General features: G+C 44.9%; 27 protein-coding genes and 1 other RNA gene. 24 read left to right on the forward strand and 4 right to left on the reverse strand.

Annotation, left to right across the window (positions count from 1 at the left end):
- The first annotated feature begins 4 nt into the window (after positions 1-4).
- From rpoD to rnpB, 5 genes are all read left to right on the forward strand, one after another.
- Positions 5-1,138 carry an RNA polymerase sigma factor RpoD gene (gene rpoD, locus ACFQZR_RS02565; RefSeq protein ID WP_379342585.1) on the forward strand — a complete coding sequence of 378 codons (1,134 nt, stop codon included), beginning with the start codon at positions 5-7 and terminating at the stop codon, positions 1,136-1,138.
- A 113-nt stretch (positions 1,139-1,251) separates the two neighbouring features.
- Positions 1,252-2,100 (forward strand): hypothetical protein, encoded by an 849-nt coding sequence (locus tag ACFQZR_RS02570; protein WP_379342587.1) that lies wholly within the window; start codon positions 1,252-1,254, stop codon positions 2,098-2,100.
- Between the two features lies 1 nt (position 2,101).
- Positions 2,102-2,875 (forward strand): tRNA (adenine(22)-N(1))-methyltransferase, encoded by a 774-nt coding sequence (locus ACFQZR_RS02575; protein WP_379342589.1) that lies wholly within the window; start codon positions 2,102-2,104, stop codon positions 2,873-2,875.
- Positions 2,851-3,966, forward strand: coding sequence for a Nif3-like dinuclear metal center hexameric protein (locus ACFQZR_RS02580; RefSeq protein ID WP_379342592.1), 1,116 nt, complete (start codon positions 2,851-2,853; stop codon positions 3,964-3,966). The genes ACFQZR_RS02575 and ACFQZR_RS02580 overlap by 25 nt, the downstream gene beginning before the upstream one ends.
- Before the next feature lie 96 nt (positions 3,967-4,062).
- Positions 4,063-4,465, forward strand: an RNA gene (rnpB, locus tag ACFQZR_RS02585) — RNase P RNA component class A.
- 62 nt (positions 4,466-4,527) lie between these two features.
- Here rnpB and ACFQZR_RS02590 read toward each other — a convergent pair.
- The gene (locus ACFQZR_RS02590; RefSeq protein ID WP_379342595.1) at positions 4,528-6,423 is read right to left on the reverse strand and encodes a S8 family peptidase; all 1,896 of its coding nucleotides are present in this window, start codon (positions 6,421-6,423) and stop codon (positions 4,528-4,530) included.
- A gap of 145 nt (positions 6,424-6,568) precedes the next feature.
- On the opposite strand from ACFQZR_RS02590, the gene ACFQZR_RS02595 reads away from it, so the two are divergent.
- The 6 genes from ACFQZR_RS02595 to thiI all read left to right on the forward strand — a co-directional run bounded on the left by ACFQZR_RS02595 (position 6,569) and on the right by thiI (position 11,183).
- A complete protein-coding gene (locus ACFQZR_RS02595; protein WP_018756718.1) occupies positions 6,569-7,066 on the forward strand; it encodes a YpuI family protein in 498 nt (165 codons plus the stop codon).
- 100 nt (positions 7,067-7,166) lie between these two features.
- On the forward strand, positions 7,167-7,400 hold the full coding sequence (locus ACFQZR_RS02600; protein WP_314584546.1) for a DUF1540 domain-containing protein: 234 nt from the start codon (positions 7,167-7,169) through the stop codon (positions 7,398-7,400).
- Positions 7,397-7,741: a hypothetical protein gene (locus ACFQZR_RS02605; protein WP_379342598.1), complete on the forward strand. Its 345-nt coding sequence runs from the start codon at positions 7,397-7,399 to the stop codon at positions 7,739-7,741. Before ACFQZR_RS02600 ends, ACFQZR_RS02605 begins: the two co-directional genes overlap by 4 nt.
- Before the next feature lie 154 nt (positions 7,742-7,895).
- A complete protein-coding gene (locus ACFQZR_RS02610) occupies positions 7,896-8,609 on the forward strand; it encodes a lytic transglycosylase domain-containing protein (RefSeq protein WP_379343773.1) in 714 nt (237 codons plus the stop codon).
- 127 nt (positions 8,610-8,736) lie between these two features.
- Positions 8,737-9,888 (forward strand): cysteine desulfurase family protein, encoded by a 1,152-nt coding sequence (locus ACFQZR_RS02615; protein ID WP_379342600.1) that lies wholly within the window; start codon positions 8,737-8,739, stop codon positions 9,886-9,888.
- 8 nt (positions 9,889-9,896) lie between these two features.
- A complete protein-coding gene (gene thiI, locus ACFQZR_RS02620; protein ID WP_379342602.1) occupies positions 9,897-11,183 on the forward strand; it encodes a tRNA uracil 4-sulfurtransferase ThiI in 1,287 nt (428 codons plus the stop codon).
- A gap of 68 nt (positions 11,184-11,251) precedes the next feature.
- Here the strand turns inward: thiI and ACFQZR_RS02625 are convergent, their stop codons facing one another.
- A complete protein-coding gene (locus ACFQZR_RS02625; protein ID WP_379342604.1) occupies positions 11,252-11,938 on the reverse strand; it encodes a TerC family protein in 687 nt (228 codons plus the stop codon).
- A 141-nt stretch (positions 11,939-12,079) separates the two neighbouring features.
- On the opposite strand from ACFQZR_RS02625, the gene ACFQZR_RS02630 reads away from it, so the two are divergent.
- The 9 genes from ACFQZR_RS02630 to ACFQZR_RS02670 all read left to right on the forward strand — a co-directional run bounded on the left by ACFQZR_RS02630 (position 12,080) and on the right by ACFQZR_RS02670 (position 20,619).
- Positions 12,080-12,745 (forward strand): TerC family protein, encoded by a 666-nt coding sequence (locus ACFQZR_RS02630; RefSeq protein ID WP_379342606.1) that lies wholly within the window; start codon positions 12,080-12,082, stop codon positions 12,743-12,745.
- Between the two features lie 140 nt (positions 12,746-12,885).
- Complete coding sequence (locus ACFQZR_RS02635) at positions 12,886-13,371, forward strand: hypothetical protein (RefSeq protein ID WP_379342608.1); 486 nt, start codon at positions 12,886-12,888, stop codon at positions 13,369-13,371.
- Positions 13,372-13,533: 162 nt separating this feature from the next.
- Entirely contained in the window at positions 13,534-15,375 is a 1,842-nt protein-coding gene (gene typA, locus ACFQZR_RS02640) for a translational GTPase TypA (RefSeq protein ID WP_379342610.1), read from the forward strand.
- Between the two features lie 77 nt (positions 15,376-15,452).
- Positions 15,453-15,755 carry a YlaH-like family protein gene (locus tag ACFQZR_RS02645; RefSeq protein ID WP_018756708.1) on the forward strand — a complete coding sequence of 101 codons (303 nt, stop codon included), beginning with the start codon at positions 15,453-15,455 and terminating at the stop codon, positions 15,753-15,755.
- 32 nt (positions 15,756-15,787) lie between these two features.
- Complete coding sequence (locus ACFQZR_RS02650) at positions 15,788-16,063, forward strand: hypothetical protein (RefSeq protein ID WP_379342613.1); 276 nt, start codon at positions 15,788-15,790, stop codon at positions 16,061-16,063.
- A gap of 35 nt (positions 16,064-16,098) precedes the next feature.
- Complete coding sequence (locus tag ACFQZR_RS02655; protein ID WP_483874909.1) at positions 16,099-17,124, forward strand: LCP family protein; 1,026 nt, start codon at positions 16,099-16,101, stop codon at positions 17,122-17,124.
- A 126-nt stretch (positions 17,125-17,250) separates the two neighbouring features.
- Positions 17,251-17,703 (forward strand): pyridoxamine 5'-phosphate oxidase family protein, encoded by a 453-nt coding sequence (locus ACFQZR_RS02660; RefSeq protein ID WP_379342617.1) that lies wholly within the window; start codon positions 17,251-17,253, stop codon positions 17,701-17,703.
- Positions 17,704-17,874: 171 nt separating this feature from the next.
- Complete coding sequence (locus ACFQZR_RS02665) at positions 17,875-19,206, forward strand: PhoH family protein (RefSeq protein ID WP_379342619.1); 1,332 nt, start codon at positions 17,875-17,877, stop codon at positions 19,204-19,206.
- 126 nt (positions 19,207-19,332) lie between these two features.
- The gene (locus ACFQZR_RS02670) at positions 19,333-20,619 is read left to right on the forward strand and encodes an extracellular solute-binding protein (protein ID WP_379342621.1); all 1,287 of its coding nucleotides are present in this window, start codon (positions 19,333-19,335) and stop codon (positions 20,617-20,619) included.
- A gap of 24 nt (positions 20,620-20,643) precedes the next feature.
- On the opposite strand, the gene ACFQZR_RS02675 is transcribed toward ACFQZR_RS02670, so the two are convergent.
- Positions 20,644-21,726, reverse strand: a complete 1,083-nt coding sequence (locus ACFQZR_RS02675; RefSeq protein ID WP_379342623.1) for a coiled-coil domain-containing protein — start codon at positions 21,724-21,726, stop codon at positions 20,644-20,646.
- Between the two features lie 101 nt (positions 21,727-21,827).
- On the opposite strand from ACFQZR_RS02675, the gene ACFQZR_RS02680 reads away from it, so the two are divergent.
- Complete coding sequence (locus ACFQZR_RS02680; RefSeq protein ID WP_379342625.1) at positions 21,828-22,982, forward strand: class I SAM-dependent methyltransferase; 1,155 nt, start codon at positions 21,828-21,830, stop codon at positions 22,980-22,982.
- Positions 22,983-23,063: 81 nt separating this feature from the next.
- Here ACFQZR_RS02680 and ACFQZR_RS02685 read toward each other — a convergent pair whose 3' ends face one another.
- On the reverse strand, positions 23,064-23,300 hold the full coding sequence (locus tag ACFQZR_RS02685) for a DUF2626 domain-containing protein (protein ID WP_018756700.1): 237 nt from the start codon (positions 23,298-23,300) through the stop codon (positions 23,064-23,066).
- 329 nt (positions 23,301-23,629) lie between these two features.
- On the opposite strand from ACFQZR_RS02685, the gene ACFQZR_RS02690 reads away from it, so the two are divergent.
- The 3 genes from ACFQZR_RS02690 to ACFQZR_RS02700 all read left to right on the forward strand — a co-directional run bounded on the left by ACFQZR_RS02690 (position 23,630) and on the right by ACFQZR_RS02700 (position 25,775).
- On the forward strand, positions 23,630-24,286 hold the full coding sequence (locus ACFQZR_RS02690; RefSeq protein WP_018756699.1) for an RsfA family transcriptional regulator: 657 nt from the start codon (positions 23,630-23,632) through the stop codon (positions 24,284-24,286).
- Between the two features lie 122 nt (positions 24,287-24,408).
- On the forward strand, positions 24,409-25,356 hold the full coding sequence (locus tag ACFQZR_RS02695) for a ketopantoate reductase family protein (protein WP_379342628.1): 948 nt from the start codon (positions 24,409-24,411) through the stop codon (positions 25,354-25,356).
- Between the two features lie 32 nt (positions 25,357-25,388).
- Complete coding sequence (locus ACFQZR_RS02700) at positions 25,389-25,775, forward strand: DUF3397 domain-containing protein (RefSeq protein WP_018756697.1); 387 nt, start codon at positions 25,389-25,391, stop codon at positions 25,773-25,775.
- Positions 25,776-25,852 lie beyond the last annotated feature (77 nt).

Below are 25,852 nucleotides of genomic sequence, written 5' to 3' on the forward strand. Positions count from 1 at the left end.
AATTATGGCGAATGATCAACATACTGAACTAGAAACAGAATTGACATTAGACCAAGTGAAAGAACAACTCATTGAAATTGGTAAGAAGAGATCCACCCTTAGTTACAAAGATATTATGGAGAAACTCTCACCGTTTGACCAAGATCCGGAGCAAATGGATGAATTTTTCGAGCAGCTTGCTGACCATGGTATTGAGATTAACAATGAGAACGACGAAGATATGAGCATGCGAGGATCCGATGATCGGGAACGTGATCAAGAACATGATGAATTTAATTTCGATGATGATTTAACACTCCCACCGGGTATTAAGATCAACGATCCTGTTCGGATGTACTTGAAAGAGATAGGTCGTGTACCACTCTTATCCGCAGACGATGAAGTTGAACTCGCGATTCGAATTGAGAATGGTGACGAAGAGGCGAAGCGGAGATTGGCTGAAGCGAACTTACGTCTCGTTGTAAGTATTGCGAAGCGTTATGTGGGCCGCGGTATGTTGTTCCTAGATTTGATTCAAGAGGGCAATATGGGTCTAATTAAAGCCGTTGAGAAGTTCGACCATGGCAAAGGATTTAAGTTCAGTACGTATGCAACGTGGTGGATTCGTCAAGCGATTACACGTGCGATTGCAGACCAAGCCAGAACGATTCGTATTCCTGTCCATATGGTTGAGACCATTAACAAATTGATTCGGGTTTCCCGTCAATTACTCCAAGAGTTAGGACGCGAACCGACACCAGAAGAAATTGCAGCTGAGATGGAACTCAGTACCGATAAAGTTCGTGAGATTATGAAGATTGCTCAAGAGCCTGTCTCACTCGAGACACCTATCGGTGAAGAAGATGATTCACATCTAGGTGATTTCATTGAGGACCAAGAGGCATTAGCTCCGGCAGATGCTGCAGCATATGAATTGCTAAAGGAACAATTGGAAGATGTTCTTGATACGTTAACCGAGCGTGAGGAGAACGTTCTACGTTTACGTTTCGGATTAGATGACGGTCGGACAAGAACGTTAGAAGAGGTTGGTAAAGTATTCGGCGTAACACGTGAGCGGATTCGTCAGATTGAAGCGAAAGCACTCCGTAAACTGCGTCATCCAAGCCGCAGTAAACGTCTTAAAGATTTTCTTGAATAAAGCGCATTGTTCGGACCTTCTGCGGTTTGCAGTAGGTCTTTTTGTTAAAAAGGAAGCAATTATGGATCTCCAATCGACTGCGGTTCTCACATAAGGGAGAGGTTAAAAGAGCCATGACAGCAGATAAACTGGATAAACGCAAAATCATTGTACGTGAAATTCATCATTGGCGTGAAAGCCGATTATTGCCTGACCAATATTGCGATTTTCTATTGAATCTATATCAAGACCATTCCGATGAGCAATCAAATGGAAGTGCTTCGAAGTCCTCCTGGTTCCGAGCCGAACGTGTTCTGCAATGGAGCTGGAAACAATGTTTGCTTGGAATTGCTATTTTTTCCTTGATTTGTTTTGTTGTACTTCATTTTAAAGGATTTCATCCGGCAATGCAAATTTTCACGGGGATCCTTTTTATCACCGGTTGTTATGGAATTGGAGCGAAGATTAAGCGTAAGAATCAGACAATTGGGCTTATGTTGATAGGAATTGGAAGCATGACAATGATTACGGTGGGGATGCTATTGCTCCGCTGGCACCAGTTGGATACTGAATTAAGTGTTGTGTCGCTTGTCATTGGCTGCAGTATAACCTGGCTGTTGATTGGAATATTTTTGCGGGTTCCTCTGCTTCATTTTTGCGGATGGGCAGGACTTTTATTGATTTACGGTGCATTCCTTACACGCTCGATGCCGGACCCAACCTGGTATGAAATGGAGCTATTCTGGCTCCCAATTTCTGGCGTGATGCTCTGGTTAAGTTGGTACGTACACCATAAGAACAAGGCGGGATCAGCGGTTCTTTTCCTGGTTGGCGCATTATTGTGGTTCGTTCCAGAATTGCACCAGATGCTATATGATCAAGCGTTATTAGGATTAACTCAGTTTGCGTTATTCGTTAAAATTTTGGTTGGAGCAGCGCTGTTGTTCACATTACGAAAAAAATGGATTGTGTGGGTTGTATAAGATGACGAAACTTATTAAATTATCAGAACGATTAACGACGATAGCAAGGCAAGTACCCAAAGGTTCACGTGTTGCGGATATCGGTTCGGATCATGCGCTGCTGCCTTGCTATTTGGTTCAGAATGGACAAGCGGTTCATGCGATTGCTGGCGAAGTGAATGATGGGCCACTGGAAGCTGCAAGGAAACAAGTGCGTGAAGAGAAGTTGGAAGCATTCATTGATGTGCGGGGTGGAGATGGTCTTGCGGTAATCCAGCCAGGCGAGGTCGATGTCATAACAATCGCTGGAATGGGCGGCAGCCTGATCGTAAAAATCTTATCAGCGGATCCTTCCAAGCTGCAAGGCGTTCAGCGGCTTGTACTTCAACCGAATGTTGGTGAAGATACCGTAAGAACATGGCTCTTGCAAGAAAATTGGTTGTTAATCGACGAACATCTCCTTGAAGAGGACGGCAAATTCTATGAAGTCCTTGTAGCGATTCGTCATGTAGAGGCGGAGGAGCAGAATGAGGCTCTCTATGCGAATAATCCGTTGGAGTCATTCGGTATTGCTGTATCTCGGGAACAATTGATTTGGATGGGCCCATATTTGCTAGCGCAGCGGAACGACGCATTCGCAAGCAAATGGTCATCGGAGAAGAACAAATTCGAGCGGATCATTCAGACCATGCAGCAATCGCAGGCCCCGGAAGCAAAAGAGAAGGAGCAGGCCTTTGGAGCGCTTGTGAAGCAGATTGAGGAGGTACTGCAATGTATGCAAAAGGACAGACCGTAATTCAATATATGGAGCAATTCGCACCTAAGCATTATGCGGTGGAAGGCGATAAAATTGGTCTCCAACTCGGTACCTTGAACAAGGAAATCCGTAACATTCTCGTCGCGCTGGATGTTACGGAGGAAGTGGTAGATGAGGCGATTGCTAAAGGGGTAGATTTGATTATTGCACATCATGCCATTATCTATCGTCCCATTGCGCAGCTGACTACGGATTCACCTATGGGCAAGCTGTATGAGAAGCTCATAAAACACGACATCGCGGTATATATTGCACATACGAATTTGGATACCGCGGAAGGCGGCGTGAATGACTTGATGGCAGATGCGTTAGAGCTCCAGCATTGCACTTGTCTAGAGGAAATTCATAATGATCAGTTGTTCAAACTTGTCGTATTCGTGCCAGAGACGGACTATGAAAAAGTGCTTCGTGCAGTATTGGATGCAGGGGCTGGTCATATCGGGAAATACAGCCATTGCAGCTTCAATAGCCAAGGGACAGGTACATTCGTACCGCTCGAAGGTACGAACCCCTATATCGGTAGTGAAGGTGTAATGGAGCGAGTACCTGAGATAAGGATTGAGACGATTGTACCGCAAAGTATTCAGCGTAAAGTGATTCAAGCGATGCTTAAGGCGCATCCATATGAAGAAGTTGCTTATGATCTCTATCGGATGGATCTGAAAGGTCGCAGCTTTGGGTTAGGTCGCGTAGGGAAGCTGGATCAAGCTATAACACTTGACGCATTAGTGGCTCGGGTGAAAGAGCGTTTCGATGTTCCGCAAGTACGTGTGGTGGGCGATCTCAATCGAGAAATTAAGAAGGTTGCTGTCTTAGGCGGTTCGGGTTCCCGTTATGTGAAGCATGCGCTGTTCCGCGGTGCTGATGTACTCGTAACGGGCGATATCGATTATCATACGGCACATGATGCGATTGCTGCAGGAATTGCGGTTATTGATCCTGGCCATAACGTCGAGAAAATTGTCAAGCCTGCTGTGGCTGCTATGCTGCAGACGAAAATGGATGAGAATAAATATGCGACGCGTGTATTCGCATCAGAGCTGAATACAGAGCCATTCCAGTTCGTATAAACGAAGATTGCCACGCGTTCCATAATAAGCAAGGATTGTAAGGAGTTTGAGGTTGTGCTTTGACGGAATTGCGAGTATACTAACGTATGTTGTCGGAAAGTTTGACAGACAATCGCTGGTGATTTATTCACGAGAGGAAAGTCCGGGCTCCATAGGGCAGGATGCTGGATAACGTCCAGTCAACGCGAGTTGAAGGATAGTGCCACAGAAATGGACCGCCGATGGCCGCGCAAGCGGATCAGGCAAGGGTGGAACCGTGGTGTAAGAGACCACGAGGAACGCTGGTGACTTCGTTCCTGGTAAACCCCATCTGGAGCAAGACCTAATGAGACGCTGGCAGCTTTCGAGGCTGCAGCCTTAGCCCGAGGCGCGTCTGGGTTGGTCGCTGGAACCGTGCAGTAATGTACGGTCTAGATAGATGATTGTCACTCACAAGTGGGAGGGTAGCTCCCGTCGTACCACGGTGAGTACAGAACCCGGCTTATGGCGAGCTTTCCACGCTAAATAAAACCCGCAAGACACGGCTATCGTGTTTTGCGGGTTTTATTTCATTTACGGCTTTTATTTTTGAATATATTTAGCCTCCGCCGAATCCATTGACTTTTTGACGGAATAAGGGAAGAAATTGAGTGTATGGCTTTGTTGATCAGCGGCTTGTAATGCTTTGACCACATCAATTTGACCATAACCAAAATCAATATCTCGACCAGCAGGTCCCAGATCGATAACGCTCTTCCGCATCAGATCCATGACTTCTGTATTTTTAAGCGCCGGGTTCGCAGAACGAATGAGCGCTGCGAGTGCGGAGACATGCGGGCAGGCCATTGATGTACCGGAAAGCGCCGCATATTGGTTATTCGGGAATGTACTCGCAATATTTTCACCTGGAGCAACGACATCGACATAATCACCATAATTCGAGAAGGAAGCGCGATGCTTCGATTTATTCGTCGCAGAGACGGCGAATACCTCGGGATAAGCAGCTGGATAACCAGGTTGATCTGTATTATCATTCCCTGTAGCGGCGATGACGACGACATCTTTGTCATAAGCATATTTAATCGCATCATGCAAGAAATTGGCTTGAGCATAGTTGCCAAGGCTGAGGTTAATGACTTTCGCGCCATGATCGGTCGCCCAAATGATGCCTTGCGCTACAGAATAGGTTGTTCCTGCACCAGAATTATCGAGTACTTTGACCGGCAGAATCTTGTTATACCAAGACATTCCGGCGATCCCTTCACGATTATTGACTTTGGCAGCGATAATCCCGGCAACATGAGTGCCATGACCAACATCATCCATAGGGTCAGTGCCAGGATCGATGGCGTTATAGCCTTTGAGCAGCTGGCCTTTCAGGTCAGGATGGTTAATATCTACCCCTGTATCCACCACTGCGACAATAACTTGGTTATTACCCTTCGATAACCCCCAGCCCTTGTTCGTATCAATGATAGGCAAGTTCCATTGGTACTCTTTGTAGAGCGAATCATTCGGCTGCTCTTCGCCTCCGTTTGTTGGTGTTACAGCGACATCATTGGTCATGTAGAGGAAATGCGGCTCGATATAAACGGGATCCCATTTCTTGAAGTAATTCTCTAATTCCTCCGCAGACATATACTTGGAGCGGAAAATGAATGCGTAGCCCGCATGCCGAACATAGCTGCTATGGATATCTTTTTTCATTTGCGCCAGCTGCTTTTCTGTTGGCTGGTGTCTGAAGCGAACGACGATCTCATTCGTATAGTAGTGGCTCGTATCGCCGTTTTGGTCGCCTTGGGTGACCCGTTTTCTTTTCCCATCATCCGTATCGACTGTCTTCACCCGGTACTTTTGATCATGCGGATAAGGGATCAGACGAAGATTACGGCGCTGATGCTTATTAACCGTGTTTAATATTTCTTGATTGATGGCGGCGACAATACCGTGGCTCTCATTGGTTTTGGAAGGAACACCTAGAACGAGGTATTTATGACCTCCTTTCAGGGTTGGTGACGCTTCATAAGATTCACGCTGCTTAACTTTTTGTTTGGCCTTCTGGATTTCCTGTTCCAGTTGAGCCTTCGCTTCCGGTTGCAGGGTTTCTGACAATTGTCCATACTCACGATGCTCTTCGTTGTTCACCCAGACGAGGTATGCCATATGCTGATGGTCTTTCTGCAATTTCGCAGCATAGGATTTTATTTGTGCGGGTGAGGCTTGTTCCAGGTCTTGAAGCATTTGATGAAGATGATGGTTGCAATCAATTTTGCACATCTTCTCGGTTAACTGTACGTCATTTTGTACTACCATCTGCTTTATGTTCTTCTCTTGCAGGGCAGTAGCTCGAGGTGCAGCTGGTGCAGCTTGTGGAGTCGGCTGCGGCCCTTTGGGTGTCGAGTTATTAGATGTTATGATGGGGTATAGTAGCACCCCGATTCCGATCACGAATAAGAAGGCGATAAGGCCTCGCCGCATAAGTAATCCCTCCGTTGTCCTGAATAATAAACTCTCATCTTAGATTGAGACTCTTGGGGCCATTTTATTCGACAGGAAAAGAGTACCGTTTCGAAATGATTTATGGTAGGATTTAGTTGGAACATTTGCTAAGGGGGAGCCATATATGTCAGCAGCCAATGTGAAGCAACTTTGTGAATCAACAAGAGATAAATTAAAGCTTGTGATTAAGCAGATGGAGAGCTTCTTGAATGAGTATTCACTTGCGAAATTAGCGGAAGAAGACCAAGAAATGACCGAATTCTACCAAGGATATTTGTCTGACATGCGGCATTTGCTTGTATTCTCCGAAGTATCTTATGAAGCGCTCGGTGTAGCGCTTAGACGTGCGACATTTGATGTCGATTTTGGCGAGAAAGCTTTATATGACGTTTATCATCGCTGCGTGAACAGCTTCTATTATCCGAAGAATGAATGTTATTCGGAAGACGGACGGTATGCTTATACAGGACAAGATGCTATTCGATTCAGCAAGAAGCCTATTCGATTGGCTCGGGAGATTATTTTGGAGCTTAGCAAGGTGTACGAGGAGTTACGCGAAGACCTTACTTATTATGAGAGTGATTATTTGACACAACGTCGGATGCAGAACCAGAAAGTTTAATGTGAACGTCTAAAATCGTTCAGTCGATTTTTTGAAAGACCTCTAATATTTACTTGTTTAGTGCACCGCAATGCAGGGTAACTTGTAATTGGGGTGATAAATGATGACAACAACCAAACCAATTGTAAATTGTAGTGTTGCGAACTGCAGTTACTGGGCTGCAGGGAACAAATGTCATGCACAATCCATCATCATTGACATTGATGCGAATGCACAAGCTCAATATGATGCCGAATTCGCTGCGGACTTCGGTTCGAAATCGCCTGAGAAAGCGCCTACCTCTTCCGTCACATGCTGCCACACGTTCAAGCACAAAGAGGGTGGATCCAAGTGAAGAAGAAACGTAACGGATCTCACCATGTGAAGGACGAACATCGCGGACGCGTAGAAGACAGGGAAGAATACAGTGCGGAAGTTGCACCTGGCGCTTGGGTCGAGAAGGATGATATGGGCCGTACTGCTCGTGAAGATGCAGATGCAGGCGCAGGGGTGAGCTTGGGCTGGATTGCTCTTGTGTTTGCGATCGCTTCATTATTTTTCTGGCCTGTCATTATGGGACCAACGGCTGCCATCCTTGGCTTTTATGCTTATCAGCAAGGTCAGCGTGGCTTAGGTAGTTGGTCTATGATTCTTGGTGGGGTTGCATTTTTTGTATTTGCATTCTTTATACGGTAATAAGAGCAACGAGGCGACTTAATAAATCGCCTCGTTGTTTTTTATGAGCATATCATTTTATGTCGAAAAATAGTGGTTCTAGCCATCGAAAAAGTGTACAATAATAACAATGTTGTCTTTATTGAACTCATATCAATAAGAATGGGGAGAAATGATGCAAATCGATCCGCGCTTGATGAAGCAAATGATTCAGATGCAAGTGATGAACAATATTGATTTGACAGGTACGGCATTAGAGAGTACTACGGTACCGCAGGGTTCAAGTAATGACTTTGGTGCAATGCTCGAGCAGCTGTTGATGAATTCCGAGGGTATTCCCGCGACTTCCTCGACTTCGAACCTGAGTTTGAGCACATTAGCTAATTTAAATCCGTCATGGGATCAGGCATCATCGATTTCTGCGGATGGAATGAGCGGAATGAGTGATTGGAAATCGCAGCAGCCTACGATCACAACGGAATATGATGGTCTTATCCGTCAGGCCAGCCAGAAGTATGGCATTAGTGAAGCCTTGATTAAGGCGGTTATTAAGGTGGAGTCTTCCTTTAATCCAGATACCGTGTCTTCAGCTGGAGCGAAGGGGCTCATGCAATTAATGGATGCAACAGCTCGCGGTCTTGGGGTTAGCAATTCATTTGATCCTGCGCAAAACATTGATGGAGGTACACGGTATCTCAGTTATCAACTGCGTCGATTTGATGGACAAGAGAAGCTAGCGCTTGCAGCTTACAATGGCGGGCCGAATCGTCTAGCACGACTTGGTATTCAGACCGAGGAAGATTTGATGGCGAAGCTTCATTTGCTGCCAAAGGAAACACAGAACTATTTGCATAAAATAGATAACGCACTCCGTGCTGTTACGGTGTGAGGCTAGCTCTATAACAGGATAAGGATTCAATGACGGATCAAAATGAGGTATCTCCTCATTCTTTGATCCTTTTCTTTGTATATCACATTGGGATGGTTTATGTGCCCGCTAGAGAGGAAGAATATTCATGCTATATTTTGATCATTGTGCTTCAACACCACCCTATGATGAGGTCGTTCAAACGCTAAGTGAAGTGATGCGAATGCAATATAGCAATCCATCTTCAATTCATCAAGCTGGACTTGCAGCGGAGAAGCTCGTAACGAGATCCCGTGAAGTCATTGCAGCGGCATTAAAAGTAAGTCCAAATGAAATCCTATTCACATCTGGAGCGACCGAGAGCAACAATATCGCAATTCAGGGTGCAGCGCTCAAGAAGAAGAGCCGCGGGAATCATATTATTACAACGGGCATCGAGCATTCCTCTGTCTATGAATGCTGTCGACTCATGCAGCGTCAAGGGTTCGAAGTTACGTATTTACCGGTTGATGCTTCGGGATGCATTCGCCTAGAAGATTTACAGGCAGCCATCACCGAACAGACCATTCTCGTGAGTATCATGCATGTAAATAATGAGATGGGCAGCATTCAACCAATCGCAGAGATTGGAAAATTATTAAGGGATTATCCTCGAATCATATTCCATGTGGATGGGGTTCAAGGACTTGGCAAACTTCCTGTTCAGTTGAAGGAATGGGGCGTAGACCTCTACAGTATTTCTGCGCACAAAGTAAGAGGGCCTAAAGGTGTTGGCTTGTTATATTGCCGAGAAGGTGTGCAGCTTCAATCCTTATATGCAGGTGGTGAACAAGAGCGGGGCTTGCGACCAGGAACCTTGAACGTGCCTGGTATCGTAGCCATGGCAAAGGCCATTCGGATGACAATAGAACGTCAACCTGAAGCCGTGGAGAAAATGCTGCAATTAAGAAATCAGCTGATTCAGGTCGTTGATTCGATTCCTGAGCTGGTGTTGAACTCAGGGAGAGATACAGAACGCGCAGCACCGCATATTGTGCATTTCTCCTATCCGGGCATGAAGCCGGAAGTGATTATCCATATGCTTGAAGAATCAGACATTATGGCGTCCACCCAATCGGCTTGTTCTTCGAAGGATTTGAAGCCAAGTCGAGTACTCCTAGCGATGGGGTGCAATGAAGCGCGTGCTGCAGGTGGGATCCGAATCAGTCTAGCCGCGGAACAAAGTGAACAGGATATTGCAACATTAGAAGCGGCTCTCCGTATCATTGTGACGAAGTTGAAGCCGCTTGAGAGGGGATAATACGTTTCATGAAATACGATATGTTAATTCTTCGTTTCGGCGAAGTTACGCTGAAAGGCAAGAATAGGACGAGATTTGAGAATACAGCATTAAGTCATGTACGTCGTCTAGTGGCGGCGTTCCCAGAAGTTGAGGTGCGTAAAGAATACGGGCGCATCTATGTTGAACTGCACGGTGTAGACTCCGATCAAGTGGTGCCGCGTCTGCAGAATGTCTTTGGCATCAATTCGATTTGTCTTGTGAAGCGGGCCGAATCTGAGCTAGAGCATATCCAGGCAATTGCACTCAAGTTCATGCATGAAGTGATGGAACGCTACGGAGAAGATGCGATTATTCCATTTAAGGTCAGTGCTAGACGCGTGTGGAAAGGATTCCCGTATGGATCTCAGGAAATGAATCATCTGATCGGAACACCGATTTTGCGTACGTTCCCAGCATTGAAGGTAAACGTAAATCAGCCTGCTGTGGACCTGCGGATCGAGATTCGTCAAGATGGTACGTATATTTATCATGAAGTGGTTCAGGCAGTCGGTGGGTTCCCACTAGGGTCAAACGGAAAAGCGATGCTTTTGTTATCAGGTGGGATCGACAGTCCAGTCGCAGGGTGGTCAGCACTTCGCAGAGGGCTTGAAATCGAATGTGTGCATTTCCACAGCTATCCGTTCACGAGTGAGCGAGCACAGCAGAAAGTACTTGATCTGGCGAAGGTTCTCGCTGGATTCGCGGGCAAGATCAAAGTGCATATGGTACCTTTCACAGAAATTCAGACGCGGTTCACACAGGTAGGTCATGACAACCTCATCATTACATTGATGCGGCGTTCGATGCTTCGGATTGCGACGAAACTCGCGGAGCAGCATCGCGCGATGGCACTCGTGACCGGCGATAGTCTGGGACAAGTGGCAAGTCAGACGCTAGGCAGTATGAATGTCATTGGCAAGGCAACGGATATTCCGCTGCTCAGACCGCTCGTGATGATGGATAAGAATGAGATCATCGATATTTCTGAAAAAATCGGAACGTATGATCTGTCTATCCTGCCATTTGAGGATTGTTGTACCTTGTTCGTGCCGAAATCACCTGCTACTAATCCGAATTTGCGAATTGTTGAGCAGATCGAAGCGCATATTGAAGGTCTTGATGCGCTAATTGATGAAGCGGTTAAAAATACGGAGACCATCGTACTTCGTGATGATATCGATGGGGAGAGCAGTGCGGAGAAAGAAACTGTGACTGCGGACTTTAAAGGTAGTAACGAGCCGACAACGAAGCTGATTGAGGATAGTTGGTTTTAGAAATGTGTTATATGAATATCAAAAGGGCATCCCGATGGGATGCCCTTTGTGTTTTGATTCATTGCGTGTTATGCATTTTGCTGTTCACGTCGGTGTTGGGCGTTCTTGAGTAATCTGCCGACAAGAAGAACGACAGCAACTATAATCAAGATGAAAGTCCACTTGAGACCAGGAGATTCTGCAAAGAAAGGATGTATCTTTTTCTCCTCCGTAATCATCTTCGCGGCATTATATGCGAGCACAGCCGAACCGAAGTAGATGATCCATGGGAATCGGTCGATTAATCGAATGAATACGGTGCTTCCCCATACAACAATCGGTACACTGATGAAGAGACCAATTGCGACGAGCAGCGTATGCCCTTGAGCTGCTCCAGCTACGGCGATCACATTATCAAGACCCATCGCGGCATCGGCGACGATGATTGTCCACACCGCTGCCATGAGTGAGGTTCCGGCCTTAATATTTTCTTCTTCCGTATGATCGGCTAATAGTTTGACGGAGATCCATAGCAGCAAGAGTCCTCCAACGAGCAATAACCAAGGGATTTGCAGCAGCTTCACGACTATAATTGTAGCGAATATTCGGATCAGCACGGCGCCTAAAGTTCCGAGAACAATCGCTTTCTTTTGCTGTTTCACATCGAGGTTGCGTGCAGCCATTCCGATGACGATCGCATTATCACCTGCGAGGAGCAAGTCTACGAATACGATGTTGGCTAGTGCGATAAAAAAATCTAAGCTAAATAATTCCACGTCTATCACTCCTCTGTCTACCCTTCTGGCACTTTTTTATGGATAGAAATTTATGGTATTGAAATTCAAGTCCTATTAAGGGTCCATATTTAAGCATAGCTTGACTCTCTCCTACATACAAGTGTAAAAGGGGGTGAGCTGTTGGAAAATATATTTTTACTTCTCGAAATATTGATTATTAACATGGTTCTGAGCGGTGATAATGCGGTTGTGATTGCCATGGCGAGTAAGAACCTGCCCGTGTCACAGCGTAGACAAGCGGTGTGGTGGGGGGCTTTCGGTGCGGTGATTCTTCGTTGCATACTGACCGTTGCAGCCATGTTCCTACTTGACATTCCCTTAATTCAGGCGATCGGTGCATGTTTACTGCTCTATATTGCGATCAAGCTGCTTATCGATGAAGAGACTTTGGGACGCGTAAAGTCTGCTTCGAGCTTGTGGCTGGCGGTCCAGACGATTCTCATCGCTGATTTCGTCATGAGTTTAGATAATGTGCTTGCGATCGCAGCTGTAGCTAAAGGAGATTTTCCTCTTATTATTGTCGGGATTGCACTGAGTATTCCAATTATCGTCTGGGGCAGTACGATGATCATGAACTTACTTCATCGATATCCGGTGCTGATCTACCTCGGTTCTGGCATACTAGGATTCACGGCAGGCCAAATGCTCATGGAAGACCCGAAAATGCAAGAATGGCTATTTCATGACTGGGTACCTGCTCTATATACGATAGTTCCCGTGCTGCTTGCTTTTATTGTAATTGCCATTGGGCTTGCATTCAAACGTAGACAATCCTACTCGCATTAATTTTTCATTCTGCAGGAGAGGTGCCTGTGGAATTTTTTTTTTTGTGGCGGTGGTTTTTTTGAAGAAGTTCAGATAAACTAAAGGTAGAATCTGTCGCTTTTTGTCTTGTCCAAATGAAGATATTGACTGGGGGTAAGGGGATGACGAATAAACAGCAGGGACTAGGGATCGGTATCTTATTTGTAGGTATCGTAATCTTGCTGGGCAAACTGGGTGTATTTAACTTTATCGGCGAAGTGTTCTGGCCGTTATTTATATTGATACCCGGCATTCTATTGCAGTACCTATACTTCTCAAGAGTGCTGCCTGCAGGAATACTCATACCCGCTGGAATACTTACGACGTATGGTCTAATATTTCTCATCTGCAACCTGGCAGGTTGGGAATCGCTTCAATATCTATGGCCGTTCTTTATTTTTGGCGTCGCCGTAGGCTTGTATGAATATTATGTGTTTAGTCAGGACCGACCGCATGGAGCTTATATCGCCTCCTTGATCTTAACGATCATTACCGTCGTCTTCTTGGCAGCGACGTTGCTGTGGACGATTGGAATTTATTTCATAGCTATTGGTCTTATTGTCGTTGGGCTTGTACTTGTCTTCTGGAAACGGAAAAGCAAATGGTAATCCTTGCATAACGCAAAATTCAGTTTGCATTTTTAATACAATTCCGTATAATTAAAGGGATATGTCAAGCGTCGGCATCTTGCCTGGCGCTTATTTTGTGTAAAGCATACCCTTTGGATTTACAATTAAATTTAAGATATTGAAAGGATTTGAACATTTCTTATGCATTCAAGAGAAAACATTCGTAATATCGCAATTATCGCACACGTTGACCACGGGAAAACGACACTTGTCGATAAGTTGCTACAGCAATCCGGAACATTCCGTGAAAATGAACAAGTAACAGAGCGCGCGATGGACTCCGGTGATATTGAACGTGAACGCGGAATTACGATTTTGGCGAAGAATACAGCCATTACGTATAAAGAGTTCTTAATTAACATTATGGATACACCAGGCCATGCGGACTTCGGTGGTGAAGTTGAACGGATCATGAAAATGGTCGACGGTGTATTGCTCGTTGTCGATGCATTCGAAGGATGTATGCCACAGACGAAGTTTGTACTTCGTAAAGCGCTTGAGAGCCAATTAACACCAATCGTTGTCGTGAACAAAATTGACCGTCCTAATGCTCGTCCTGCAGAAGTTATTGACGAAGTATTGGAGCTCTTTATCGAGCTAGGTGCAAATGATGAGCAGTTGGATTTCCCAGTTGTATATGCATCAGCATTGAACGGTACATCCAGCTTGGATCCAGAGCAACAAGATGAGAACATGCTTGCACTCTATGAGACGATTACTAGCCACATCCCATCTCCAACGGAGGATGTAACACTACCACTTCAGTTCCTCGTAACATTAATGGATTACAACGAATATTTGGGTCGTATTGCGATTGGTCGCGTGAACCGTGGAACGATTCGTCAAGGTCAATCGGTCGCTGTTATGACACGTGAAGGTCAGATGAAGCAAGCGCGTATCGAGAAATTGTTCGGCTTCCAAGGCTTAAAGCGTATTGAAGTTGAAGAAGCGGGTGCGGGCGACATTATCGCGATTGCTGGTATCAAGGATATCAACATTGGTGAGACCATTGCAGATCCTGCGAACCCTGAAGCATTGCCAGTCCTCAAAATCGATGAGCCAACACTTCAAATGACATTTATCGTAAATAACAGTCCATTCGCTGGTCGTGAAGGGAAATGGGTAACATCCCGTAAGCTTCGTGAGCGTCTATTCAAAGAACTTGAGACAGACGTAAGTTTGCGTGTCGATGAGACAGACAGCCCAGATGCATTCATCGTATCGGGTCGTGGTGAGCTTCACCTTGGGATTCTAATTGAAAATATGCGTCGTGAAGGTTTCGAGCTTCAAGTATCCAAACCTGAAGTTATCATCCGTGTTGAAAACGGTGTGAAAATGGAGCCAATCGAACGTTTGTTAATTGATATTCCAGAAGAGAGCATGGGTTCCGTTATGGAGAGCCTTGGATCACGTAAAGCCGAAATGGTCAACATGATTAACCATGGAAATGGCCAAGTACGCCTTGAGTTCCTTATCCCAGCTCGTGGGTTGATCGGATATCGTACGAACTTCTTAACATTGACGCGTGGCTACGGTATTATGAACCATGCATTCGATAGCTATGGACCGCTTGTGACAGGTCAAGTTGGCGGACGTCACCAAGGCGTGTTGGTATCCAGTGAGAACGGTACGTCGACATTGTATGGTATTCTTTCGATCGAGGATCGTGGGATTCTATTCCTGCAGCCGGGTTCAGAAGTATATGAAGGTATGATCGTGGGTGAACACACACGGGATAACGATATTATCGTGAATATCTGTAAAGAAAAACAATTGAACAACATTCGTTCAGCAGGTAAAGATGATACGGTTAAAATGAAAACACCTCGTTTATATACGCTTGAGCAAGCATTAGAGTACTTGAATGACGATGAGTATTGCGAAATTACGCCGAAATCCATTCGTCTCCGCAAGAAAATTCTGAACAAGAACGAGCGTGAACGTGCGGAGAAACACCGTAAAACGGCAGAAGCTAACGTCTAAGTGTGAGCGTGGATTTGAAATTCACACGGGCAGCATGAATCGAAGTAACATCTAATCAAGAAAGAGGAGTGAACAGCATGTTTCATGACTGGTTTGCTGCGCATCCGATTATATCTTTTCTAATCATTTATTGTTTCTTGGTGTATATCTTTAATAAAGTGTTTCGTGTTCGTAAATTGCCGATCCTCAAAGACGTTGTGATCTATTTGGTGATCGCAGTTGGAGCGTTTGTGCTGCTCGTGTTTCAAATTGATAAATTACCCATTATTCCTTGTCTAACGGTGGCTGTCGCCTTGATGCTAATGGTGCGCATTCGATATTTTGTCGAAGCGCGCCAGAAGCGTAAAAGCGCTGGACAACCCTCTGCGGATGGCAAGTAAGCTATAGTCAAAGGTTGAAAGGGGAATAAGGAATGAAGCTGCAGGATGCCTTGTTTAATTGGCTTCAAATTCGAATGGTTGCAGATGCAAGACCAGATGATCGCGCAGCAGTAGATACGGTTCAGTTCTTCGCCACGATTCTTCAAGAGGATCATGGGATGACTGAATTTGATATCGTCACGGTTGACGATACGATGGTACATATCAAGTATGTAATCGATGGAAAAGCGAAGAAACAAATGGTTCCACGCGAAAACGCTGAACAGTTGCTTCATGACATAAACTCGAACCCGAAATACAACGAATAATTACTGATTTAGCATTTGAAAAGGTGTTGTTGCAAATGAGTCCAGCTACTGGTCTCCCGCCGAGGGAGGGTCCAAAAAGGAAACGTAGCGCTCAGAAGCCGAAGAAGCCCAAGAGTTCCGTGCGGAAAGTCTTTAAGATGTTGGGAATTCTGCTTATCGTCGGCATTCTAGCGGCTTGTACATATGTTGGTTATGTCGCCTACAAAGCGGATAAGGAATTGGATAATATTTCGACGGTGGTCGATGAGAAGCCTCTTCCTCCGGAAGAATCCGCCAAAGTGAAGCCGGTATCGATCCTGCTCCTTGGGGTGGATACACGTGAGGAATCTGGCGGCCTTAATACGGACGTCTTTATGGTTGCGACGCTAAATCCAGAGAGGAAGAGCGCGACAGTCGTCTCGATTCCTCGGGATACGAAGGTAGAGCTTCGAGGGTATAAATCCCATAAGATCAATAGTTACTATGCAGCTTTCCGTTCGAAGAATAAGGACACAGCCAATGACGAGATCAAGGAAATGGTCAGCAAATATCTGGATATCCCGATCGACTATGTTGCGATGATTAATTTCAAGGGCTTCAGTGATGTGGTCGATGCGCTTGGCGGTGTCGATGTCAATGTCGACATGGACATGCGTTATATTGATACAGCAGATGGTACGAACATTAATTTGACGAAAGGCTTCCAGACCTTGAATGGCGAGGATGCGCTGGATTTTGTTCGTTACCGGAAATCCAACACGAAGAACCCGACGAAAGGTTCGAGCGACTTCGACAGAAACCGTAGACAAAGTGAAGTACTTCATGAAATGATGCGTAAGCTGCAGAGCTTCGACGGGTTAACGAAGGTGCCCGCGATCATCGAGTCTGTTGGTAAGAATCTGAAGATGGATATTCAGAAAGAGCAAATTAAAGATATGATTACGACGTACATCACGATGAATAAGGATAATATTCAATTCATTCCGATCGAAGGAAAGTGGAAAAGTCCTTATGTCTATTTAGATGACGATAAATTCGAAGCTGCCAAGCAAGCGTTGAAGCAGCAGCTTAGTCAGCAATAGTGACGCAACATTATCGGGCGTAGGCATTTCTGCTAGTGGATGCAAATTTCTTCCTGTGCTATCATATAATTAATTAAAGGTTGTTCCAACATTCGCAACCGATAGGTTATAGGAGGCTAAGGTCCAATGGCAGAAGTGATTGATTCATTATCCGAAGCTTTGCTGAAGCAATTAGAAGAGGAATCCTTCGTCTTGTTAAGTACGGTTGATGCCGAATCGGGCGGTCCGACGACGAATGCTATTTCATGGGTTTATGCTGTGGATAACAAGACTCTGCGGTTCGCGATTGATCAGCGTTCTAGACTGATTGCAAATCTGGAGCAGAATCCGAAAGTTACGATATCGATATTTAGTGTTGGTACTCTTCACGCGGTATATGGGACAAGTGAGATCATCGCTGCCCCACTCGCAGAGGTACCTATCAAGCTTGCTTGTATGGAAGTGAAGGTCGACACGGTACGTGATGCGATGTTCTATGGCGCACGAATTTCTGTGATGCCTGCGTATGAGAAAACTTATGATAAACGTGCTGCGGACAAGTTAGATGGACAAGTTTTTGCAGCGATGCGTAAAGCCTAGTGAATTTTTCACTGGGCTTTTGCCTATTTAAGGGGCATGTTATCGGCTATTGCTTCGTATTATTCTGAGGAGAGGGTGATGGCCAGGTCTTTACCTCAATTGGATTAGCTCGATCATAAGAAAATGCATTACGCGATGCGGCAGTGATTACCACGCTTGGAGGCGGCGCAGATGAAGAAAATATTTGTGTTGGATACGAATGTATTATTACACGATCCCAATGCGATTTTTGCTTTTGAGGATAATGATGTCATCATTCCTGCGGTGGTATTGGAGGAGATTGATTCCAAGAAACGGAATGCAGATGAAATCGGCAGAAATGCAAGATATGTATCCCGGTTATTGGACAGTCTTCGTGAAAAGGGGCATTTGCATAGCGGTATCCAGCTGGATCAAGGCGGAACACTCACCGTGGAGCTCAATCATCGGAGCTTTGTTCGAGTTCAAGAAATGTTCGGGGAGATTACGAACGACAATCGAATTCTAGCAGTTGCCTTGAATTATCACATCGAAGAACAACAGACTGCTGAGCCGAGACTCGTCGTTCTTGTCAGTAAAGATGTCTTGGTGCGAATCAAGTCGGATGTTCTCGGGCTCAACACGCAGGACTATTTATCGGACCGCACGGTGTCGTTGACTGACTTATACCTTGGCAACTTAACGCTTCATGTGCACCCTTCCGTCATTGATGAGTTTTATACGTATCGGTTTTTAAATATTTCACAGCTGCAATTGAAGTACCCTCTGTATGCCAATGAATTCGTTATCCTACGCGATGAAATGGGTTCGAGCAAGTCAGCTCTACTGCGTGTCAATGCAGAAGCAACGAAGCTAGAACCTTTATTCCTAAGCAATGACCCTGTATGGGGCATCAGTGCTCGGAACGCGCAACAGCGAATGGCACTCGAGCTGCTGCTCAATGATGACATTCCCCTTGTAACGATTACAGGGAAGGCTGGTACGGGCAAGACGTTGCTCGCACTTGCAGCAGGATTGATGAAAGTGGAAGATGAACACAAATACAAGAAGCTGCTAATAGCTAGACCCGTCGTTCCTATGGGCAAAGATATCGGATTTTTACCAGGGGAGAAAGATGAGAAGCTTCGCCCGTGGATGCAACCGATCTATGATAATTTGGAATACCTTTTCGACACGAAGAAGTCAGGGGATATTGATAAAATATTAGTCGGGCTTGGAAGTATCCAGGTTGAAGCGTTGACTTATATCCGTGGGCGCTCGATTCCAGGTCAATTCATCATTATTGATGAGGCGCAGAACTTATCGAAGCATGAGGTGAAGACGATTGTCTCCCGGGTCGGGGAAGGTAGTAAAATCATTCTGATGGGTGATCCAGAGCAAATTGACCATCCTTATCTGGATGCGGCGAGCAATGGGTTGACTTATATCGTAGAGCGATTTAAGCAAGAAGGGATTAGCGGTCATATTACGCTCGAAAAAGGTGAACGTTCGAAACTCGCGCAATTGGCTGCTGATTTATTGTAAGGGTAGGGTGATATGATTGAAGTCTCTAAAAGTCTGCCTCGATTTTGAGGCAGGCTTTTTTGTAGGCGACAAATGCGTATAACCTTGCTAGAATAAAAGCATGAAAGTGGGGGCGGTGGAGAGTTCATGTCTAACAAAAGAAATACAATAATGCTCTTTGTTATGTTGCTCTTAATTCTTCTTCTATTAACCCCTATGAATGGTGTTACACCGAATCGAAATACGGAGAAGCGGGAGCAAGATACGAACCAAATTGCGGTTGAGCCATCTGGGGATCCGACAGAACGCGAAGAGAAATTATCGGTTTCGGTGAATCTGGAGCCTGATGAATTTGCGGTGCTGCAGACGATGAATCAGCAATATATGCGTGAACACCAGGTGGTTGTTGAACTTTCAAATACATATCCAGAAGATGCGTACCAACGATATGCCGAACAAGCGATGCTCGGAGATGCCGCAGATGTTATGCTACTGCAGAGTGAATGGGTGAACAAATTTGCTGTCTCAGGATATTTGCTGCCGGTGGACTCTTATTTCTCGGGAGTAGCAGCTTCTGAGCCATTAGATTGGATTATGAATCAAGTGAAGTGGAATGGATACATATGGGGGATCCCCAAAGACGTTGATCCTTATATTCTAGTATGGAACCCTAAGTTATTGAGGGAATTATCGATGGATCAGCTACCGAGCGAGAAGGAGGGATGGATCAACCTTGAGCGCCATCTCGCCAAATTACCCAATGGTCCATATCTTATGGCGGCAGATCAGAATGATGGATATCAGATATTATCTTTATTGCGAAGATTAGGGCGTACGGGGGATATGTCAACATTGTTGGAGTCACTCCGTCCTCATCTCTATATGACGAAAGATTCGACAACGTTATGGGGAATGATGGCGCGCGGTGAGGTGCTGGCGATATTATCAACGTTTTCCGCATGGCAGCAGCATCATCATGGAGAACTCAGCATCGAAGCTGTCAATCCGGCGCAAAATGGGAAAAGTTATTGGGCTCGGAGTCAGAGCTTCGTTATTTCTTCGAAAACACGATTGGAGAAGGAAGCGAAGGATTGGATTCAAGCGATGACAACTTCCAAAGCGCAAGAAGAAGTATTTCAAGAGTCAAGGATGCTTCCATCTTTGAAATATATGTACACGCCATCCTCGCTTCCTGCTTTACCAGGAGCAATTCGTGACAGGCTCGCCCAAATGACAGATCTGGGAATAAAGAACTCACCGTCACACGTTCAAGAGATGAAGAAACTGGGGCATGTCTTCGGTCAATACGTTCAGAACCTCGTCCCTTTACAAACGCTTGCCTTGCAATTGGAGTCGCTTGAGATGGACACGATTAAAAGTGTTGATCCACATGATGAGAGTGAAAAGGGGACATCGACTATGGTTAATCCGTAGAAGATGACCCCGATTATGTATAACTTATAAGCTCATTTTCAGTTTGACTTCCAATGTGCCATCTTCGATCTTGACGCTTGTCGCTTGGATGAAGGAGACGAGTTTGGCAGGATAGAACCCAAGATCGAATTCTTTCTCGAGCGCTTGACGCGTCGTATCTGGAAGTTCAAGTCCATTGAATAAAAGATGATCCACATGAAACAGGATGCAATTCTCTGGCGTACTCTCGACGGTATAGTGTCCCTTAATTTCGACTTTAATTGCATTGCGTTCACCGTATGCGACGAGCTGGTCTTTCTCAAATCGAAATGCGAAATTTTTGAACATCTCATTTTTATTGCGCAAGAATTGATTCAGATCCTCTTCTCGCAGATTAATGGTGTAATTGAGTCCGTTAATAACAAGGCTGCCTTCGGTATTCTTAATCAGGCTTGGCAAGTCCTGCATCGCATCCGAGAGGGCCTTGAAGTAGGACCGTACTTCATACATACCAATGTTCTGCCAGAAGCTTGTGAGTTCATCAATTAATTTCTTTAACTGCTCCGAGTCCGTACTGTGTGCGAGCTGATCATTTACTTCATTTTGAAGCGCTAATACGCGGGTACGCTGTTTGGTCAGATTATCGAGAACTTCGGATAGTTCGGTCTGCTTCTCTTGGTAACGGAGCCCGAGCTTCTCGATTTCCTTGTATTCGGAGGCGAAAGTCGTCAGAATATCATGATCCTGCTCCATGATAATGGAGTAGTAGTCATAGACCAGGAAGAACTTCTCAAGGCTATCGAGGGATAGGATCGCTGCAAGCAGTGAATCACGGTCTCCCATATAATAAGCGCGTAATACTTGTCCGGCCTGCTTGCGTTTGATTTCGATTTGCTCTTTTTTTGCAGATAATTGAGTCTGAATGGCAGATGATTGCTCTTTTAATGCATTTAGTTCTTTTTGAATACGCTCAATTTCATGATCGATTTCGATAATCGATAAGCTTTTCTCTAGAATTTGTCTGGTATCTTCATCTGTGGGCTCGGCGAGGATCAGAATGGGCTTCCATGTTGTAAGTAACAGGACCATACAGAGCAAGCACGCAAGTCCGCGAATCCAATATTTCATCGGGTGTCCCCCTTAGCTTGGTCCATATAAATATATGAGAGTGAAATGAAATCATGACGGATTCACATTAACTTCAGCTTTCGGTAGAAAGGATGTCTCTCTTGTCTCATTATCAAGGAACAGATCAATTAATTCAATATATTCGAGATGAAATGAAAGATAATCCCATGCAGCGCATACCTTTTGGTCGATATATGGAACTATGTTTATATCATTCAGAAGCAGGATACTATATGACGGATCGTCCCAAGATCGGGAAGGAAGGCGATTTCTATACCAGCTCGAATGTAGGGTCATTGATGGGGGAAATGCTGGCAGCGAAAATTGCACTTATAATAGAAGAAGAAAAATTTCACAAGGGAAAGAATCAGCAGATTCGTATAGTGGAATGGGGAGCGGGAACGGGCCGGCTTGGTCTTCAAATCCTTGAGTCACTTGAGATTAGCTATCCTGATATGTATCCATATATTCAATACACGATTGTGGAGCAGAGCGAATACCACCGTCAGCTATCTCAGAATCATTTGAACGCAGCGGGGAAACAGGCAGAATGGTGGACCGAAGCAGAATTTTATGATCGAAAAGATCAAAATCCTATGATCGTCATTGCCAATGAACTGCTCGATGCATTTCCTGTTGAACGGGTACGGTATCCTGCGATGGAACGAGGATGGGGAGAGCTCGAACAACAGTTTGTTCGCTGGGATGTGGAATCTGAGGCATTCGTAAGCCTGTGGAGCGATGCTGCGCCTGAAGTTGAAGAATATGTACAGCAGCATGTGTTAGGACAAGGGGTTCAGCTTCGACCCCAGCAAGAGTTAGAGGTCAATCTAGGTGCGTTAGCATGGATTCGGGACATGACTACTGTGATTCATCAGGGATATTGCATCGTGATCGATTATGGAGATCAGACGAGGGAGATTGCAGCAGCACACCGGATGAAGGGAACATTGATCTGTTATCATCGGCATCTGGCACACGATAATCCATATATCAACGTAGGGGATCAAGATATTACCGCACACGTGGACTTTACTGCCTTGGAATGCGTCGCTGAAGAATCTGGCATTACACGTGCTTTCTACGGTACCCAGAAGCAGTTCCTAATGGAGGCCGGACTGCTCCAGAAGTTACAGGATCATTACACGGCAGACCCGTTCGACCCCATTGCGAAGCGTAACCGAGCGATTAGACAGCTGCTATTGAGTGATCAAATGAGTGAATTGTTCAAAGTGTGGGTGGGGCGAAAAGGATAAAATAACCCTAACAAATCTAAATCATAAAAAAAACGATCGAACCGATGACGGTTTCGATCGTTTTTGGTATTTGCGTGTAGATTAAAAAGGTAAACCCATTTCAAAGACGGTCCAATAACTGAAACCGGTAAAGGTTACGATCATATATCCCCAGAAAATAAGAATATAGGTCTTTTCGGTGAACTTCAGGTAGCCCAGCAGTACAAAGAATGCAGTCTGCATGAAGAACAGTATTGCCATCTCCATCATATCTCCGGCGAATGCCATGAGCCCAATCATCAATGTGAAGAAGCCTAATACGCGAAACATACGTGCCATTATGTACATCCCCCTCTCTAACGCATCGACCATAATTTTCTAGTCCTATTATATCCTTCGCGATCTGAAGTGTAAATCCAGATTCGTGACGAAATAGCAAACTTTTATCATTATGGTGACATTTATTATTGATTTTTATACTTTGTCAAAAAATAGGTATGAGCCCCTGTTAATTTGGTTATACAAAATAGTAGAAAAAAGATTCTATGAACTCTACCAAGGGCATAGAGATGGAGTAAGCACATTTTTACCCCCGATTTATAAAAGCGGATGGAAGTTAGCTGCTTTGATATCGGTTTATTTTAGAATGTTGTTAGGAGGTTTATTGCATGACTGCCATTAGACAGGATGCATGGAGCGTTGAGGATGATTTGATTTTGGCTGAGGTGACTTTGCGTCATATACGCGAAGGGAGTACCCAGCTGGCTGCGTTTGAAGAAGTAGGCGAGAAAATTGGAAGAACATCGGCGGCTTGTGGTTTCCGCTGGAACAGCTTTGTACGTAAGAAATATGAAACAGCGATTCAGAATGCCAAAGCACAACGACAAAAGCGGAATTACATGAAGAAGCAACCGATGATGGTCGAGGGAGCTCATGTTGCATCTCTGATGACGATGGAAGCAGCGGAAGAGACATCCTTTAAACACGAGAATATGAGTGAAGAATCGATATCGATTGATGCGGTTATTCGGTTTCTGCGTCAATGGAAGGGCGCCTATCAAGATGTGGGCCGTCAGATTAAATCACTCGAGAGAGAGATACGCGATAAAGAAGAGGAACTCTTGTATTTGCGCAAAGAGAACGAACGTCTCTCCCGTGAAGTGAACGATGTCCAGACAGACTATCGTGTCGTAAATGATGATTATAAAGCCCTGATTCAGATTATGGATCGTGCACGTCGGCTAGCCTTTCTCTCAGAAGAGGAAGAAGAGAACAAGACTCGCTTCAAGATGGATGCGAATGGTAATTTAGAACGAATTGAATAGGTTGGAACGTAAAAAATCCTGAGTATCAGCGTGGTTGAAACGCGATTTACTCAGGTTTTTTGTGTTTTACACGCATCTTTGCTATATATATCTTTATAGCTGGACAAAGAGGAGAATAAACCATGAACATACATATTGTTGGCGCAGGATCACTAGGGTTATTATTTGCTGGAAAACTAGGCCTAGCTGGTGCAAATGTGACGCTCTATCCACGTACGAAAAAGCAGGCAGATCAATTGAGAGAACAAGGCATCACGGTCATCTCTCATCAGCTTCAAACGGAGCAAAAAGTGTATGGCGTGAATATTAGGGCTTGGGACGAAATATCAGTTGCTTCAATGGTACAAGAGGGCGATTGGATCCTGGTAACCGTTAAACAAAAAAATATTGATGAACTGTTCGTGCAGAAGCTGTCTTTGCTTGCGGGGAAGCATGGAAAGATATGTTGTTACCAGAATGGTGTTGGACATATTGAACGGATGGAGAAGCATATTGAAGCATCGCAGATATATGCAGCGATTACGACGGAAGCTGCACGTCGAGATGCAATTGGAATCGTGACGCATACTGGGAGCGGTGAAACCCGAATTGGACAGATGAGGGGGGTTCTAAATTGGAAAAATATCGAAAATAGTCTTATGGAGTGGCTAAATCGAGCAGGATTCAGCGCGCAGGTGTCGAAAACCATCGATAAGGATGTTTATCGTAAGCTGATGATCAATGCCATCATCAATCCGCTGACTGCGATCATGCGAATTAAGAATGGTGAGTTATTGGACAAGCCGGAGCGTTTGCAGTGGATGAAGTGGTTGTATGATGAGATTGAGGCCGTGTTTCAGGCGAACCATATTCACGTGGGTGCTGACATGTGGGATCAAGTGCAGCATGTCTGTTCTGCGACAGCGGCGAATACGTCCTCGATGCTCAAAGATGTGCTAGCGGAATCGGAGACTGAGATCGAGTGGATTAATGGAAGTATTCTTCGTCTGGCGGCATCGACAGGAATAGAACCAATATATAATCGAGCGGTCTATACGCTTGTGCGTTCTTTAGGAGGGCCATACGCATAACCATCTTATTCTGGAGAGGAGAATCGAGATAGGTGAAGATATTTGGATTTTTATTACAGTTTTTGACGGTACTGCCCTTCATTCCTTTTATCAGTATATGGTTGATTTATGGATTTATAAATGGGGATAATAAGAAAGCGTTCCGTCTTGCAATGGATGTAACAACCTTGTTCTTAGTGATTGTCGTCGCTACGATGTATAATACGATATTTGGTGGAAGCTTCGGGTTTTACTTGATTATACTGGTGCTCTTGATTGCGGGCGGCCTGCTCGGCGGGGCTCAGAACCGTAAAAGGGGCAAGGTTGACGCGTTGAAATTGGTGAAAACAATCTGGAGGTTGACATTTTTTGTCATGGCCTTTTTTTACATAATATTCCTGATCACGGGCGTTATTCGATATTCTATGCATATTGTCTGATAATTCTTTTAAATTAGACCTAGATTTTTTTGACCAGTGGATGTATACTAATTTTCAATTACTTAAAATATTTTTTA

The organism is Paenibacillus sp. GCM10027629 (assembly GCF_042676425.1).
In the GTDB taxonomy this organism is placed as follows: Bacteria; Bacillota; Bacilli; order Paenibacillales; family Paenibacillaceae; genus Paenibacillus_K; species Paenibacillus_K terrigena.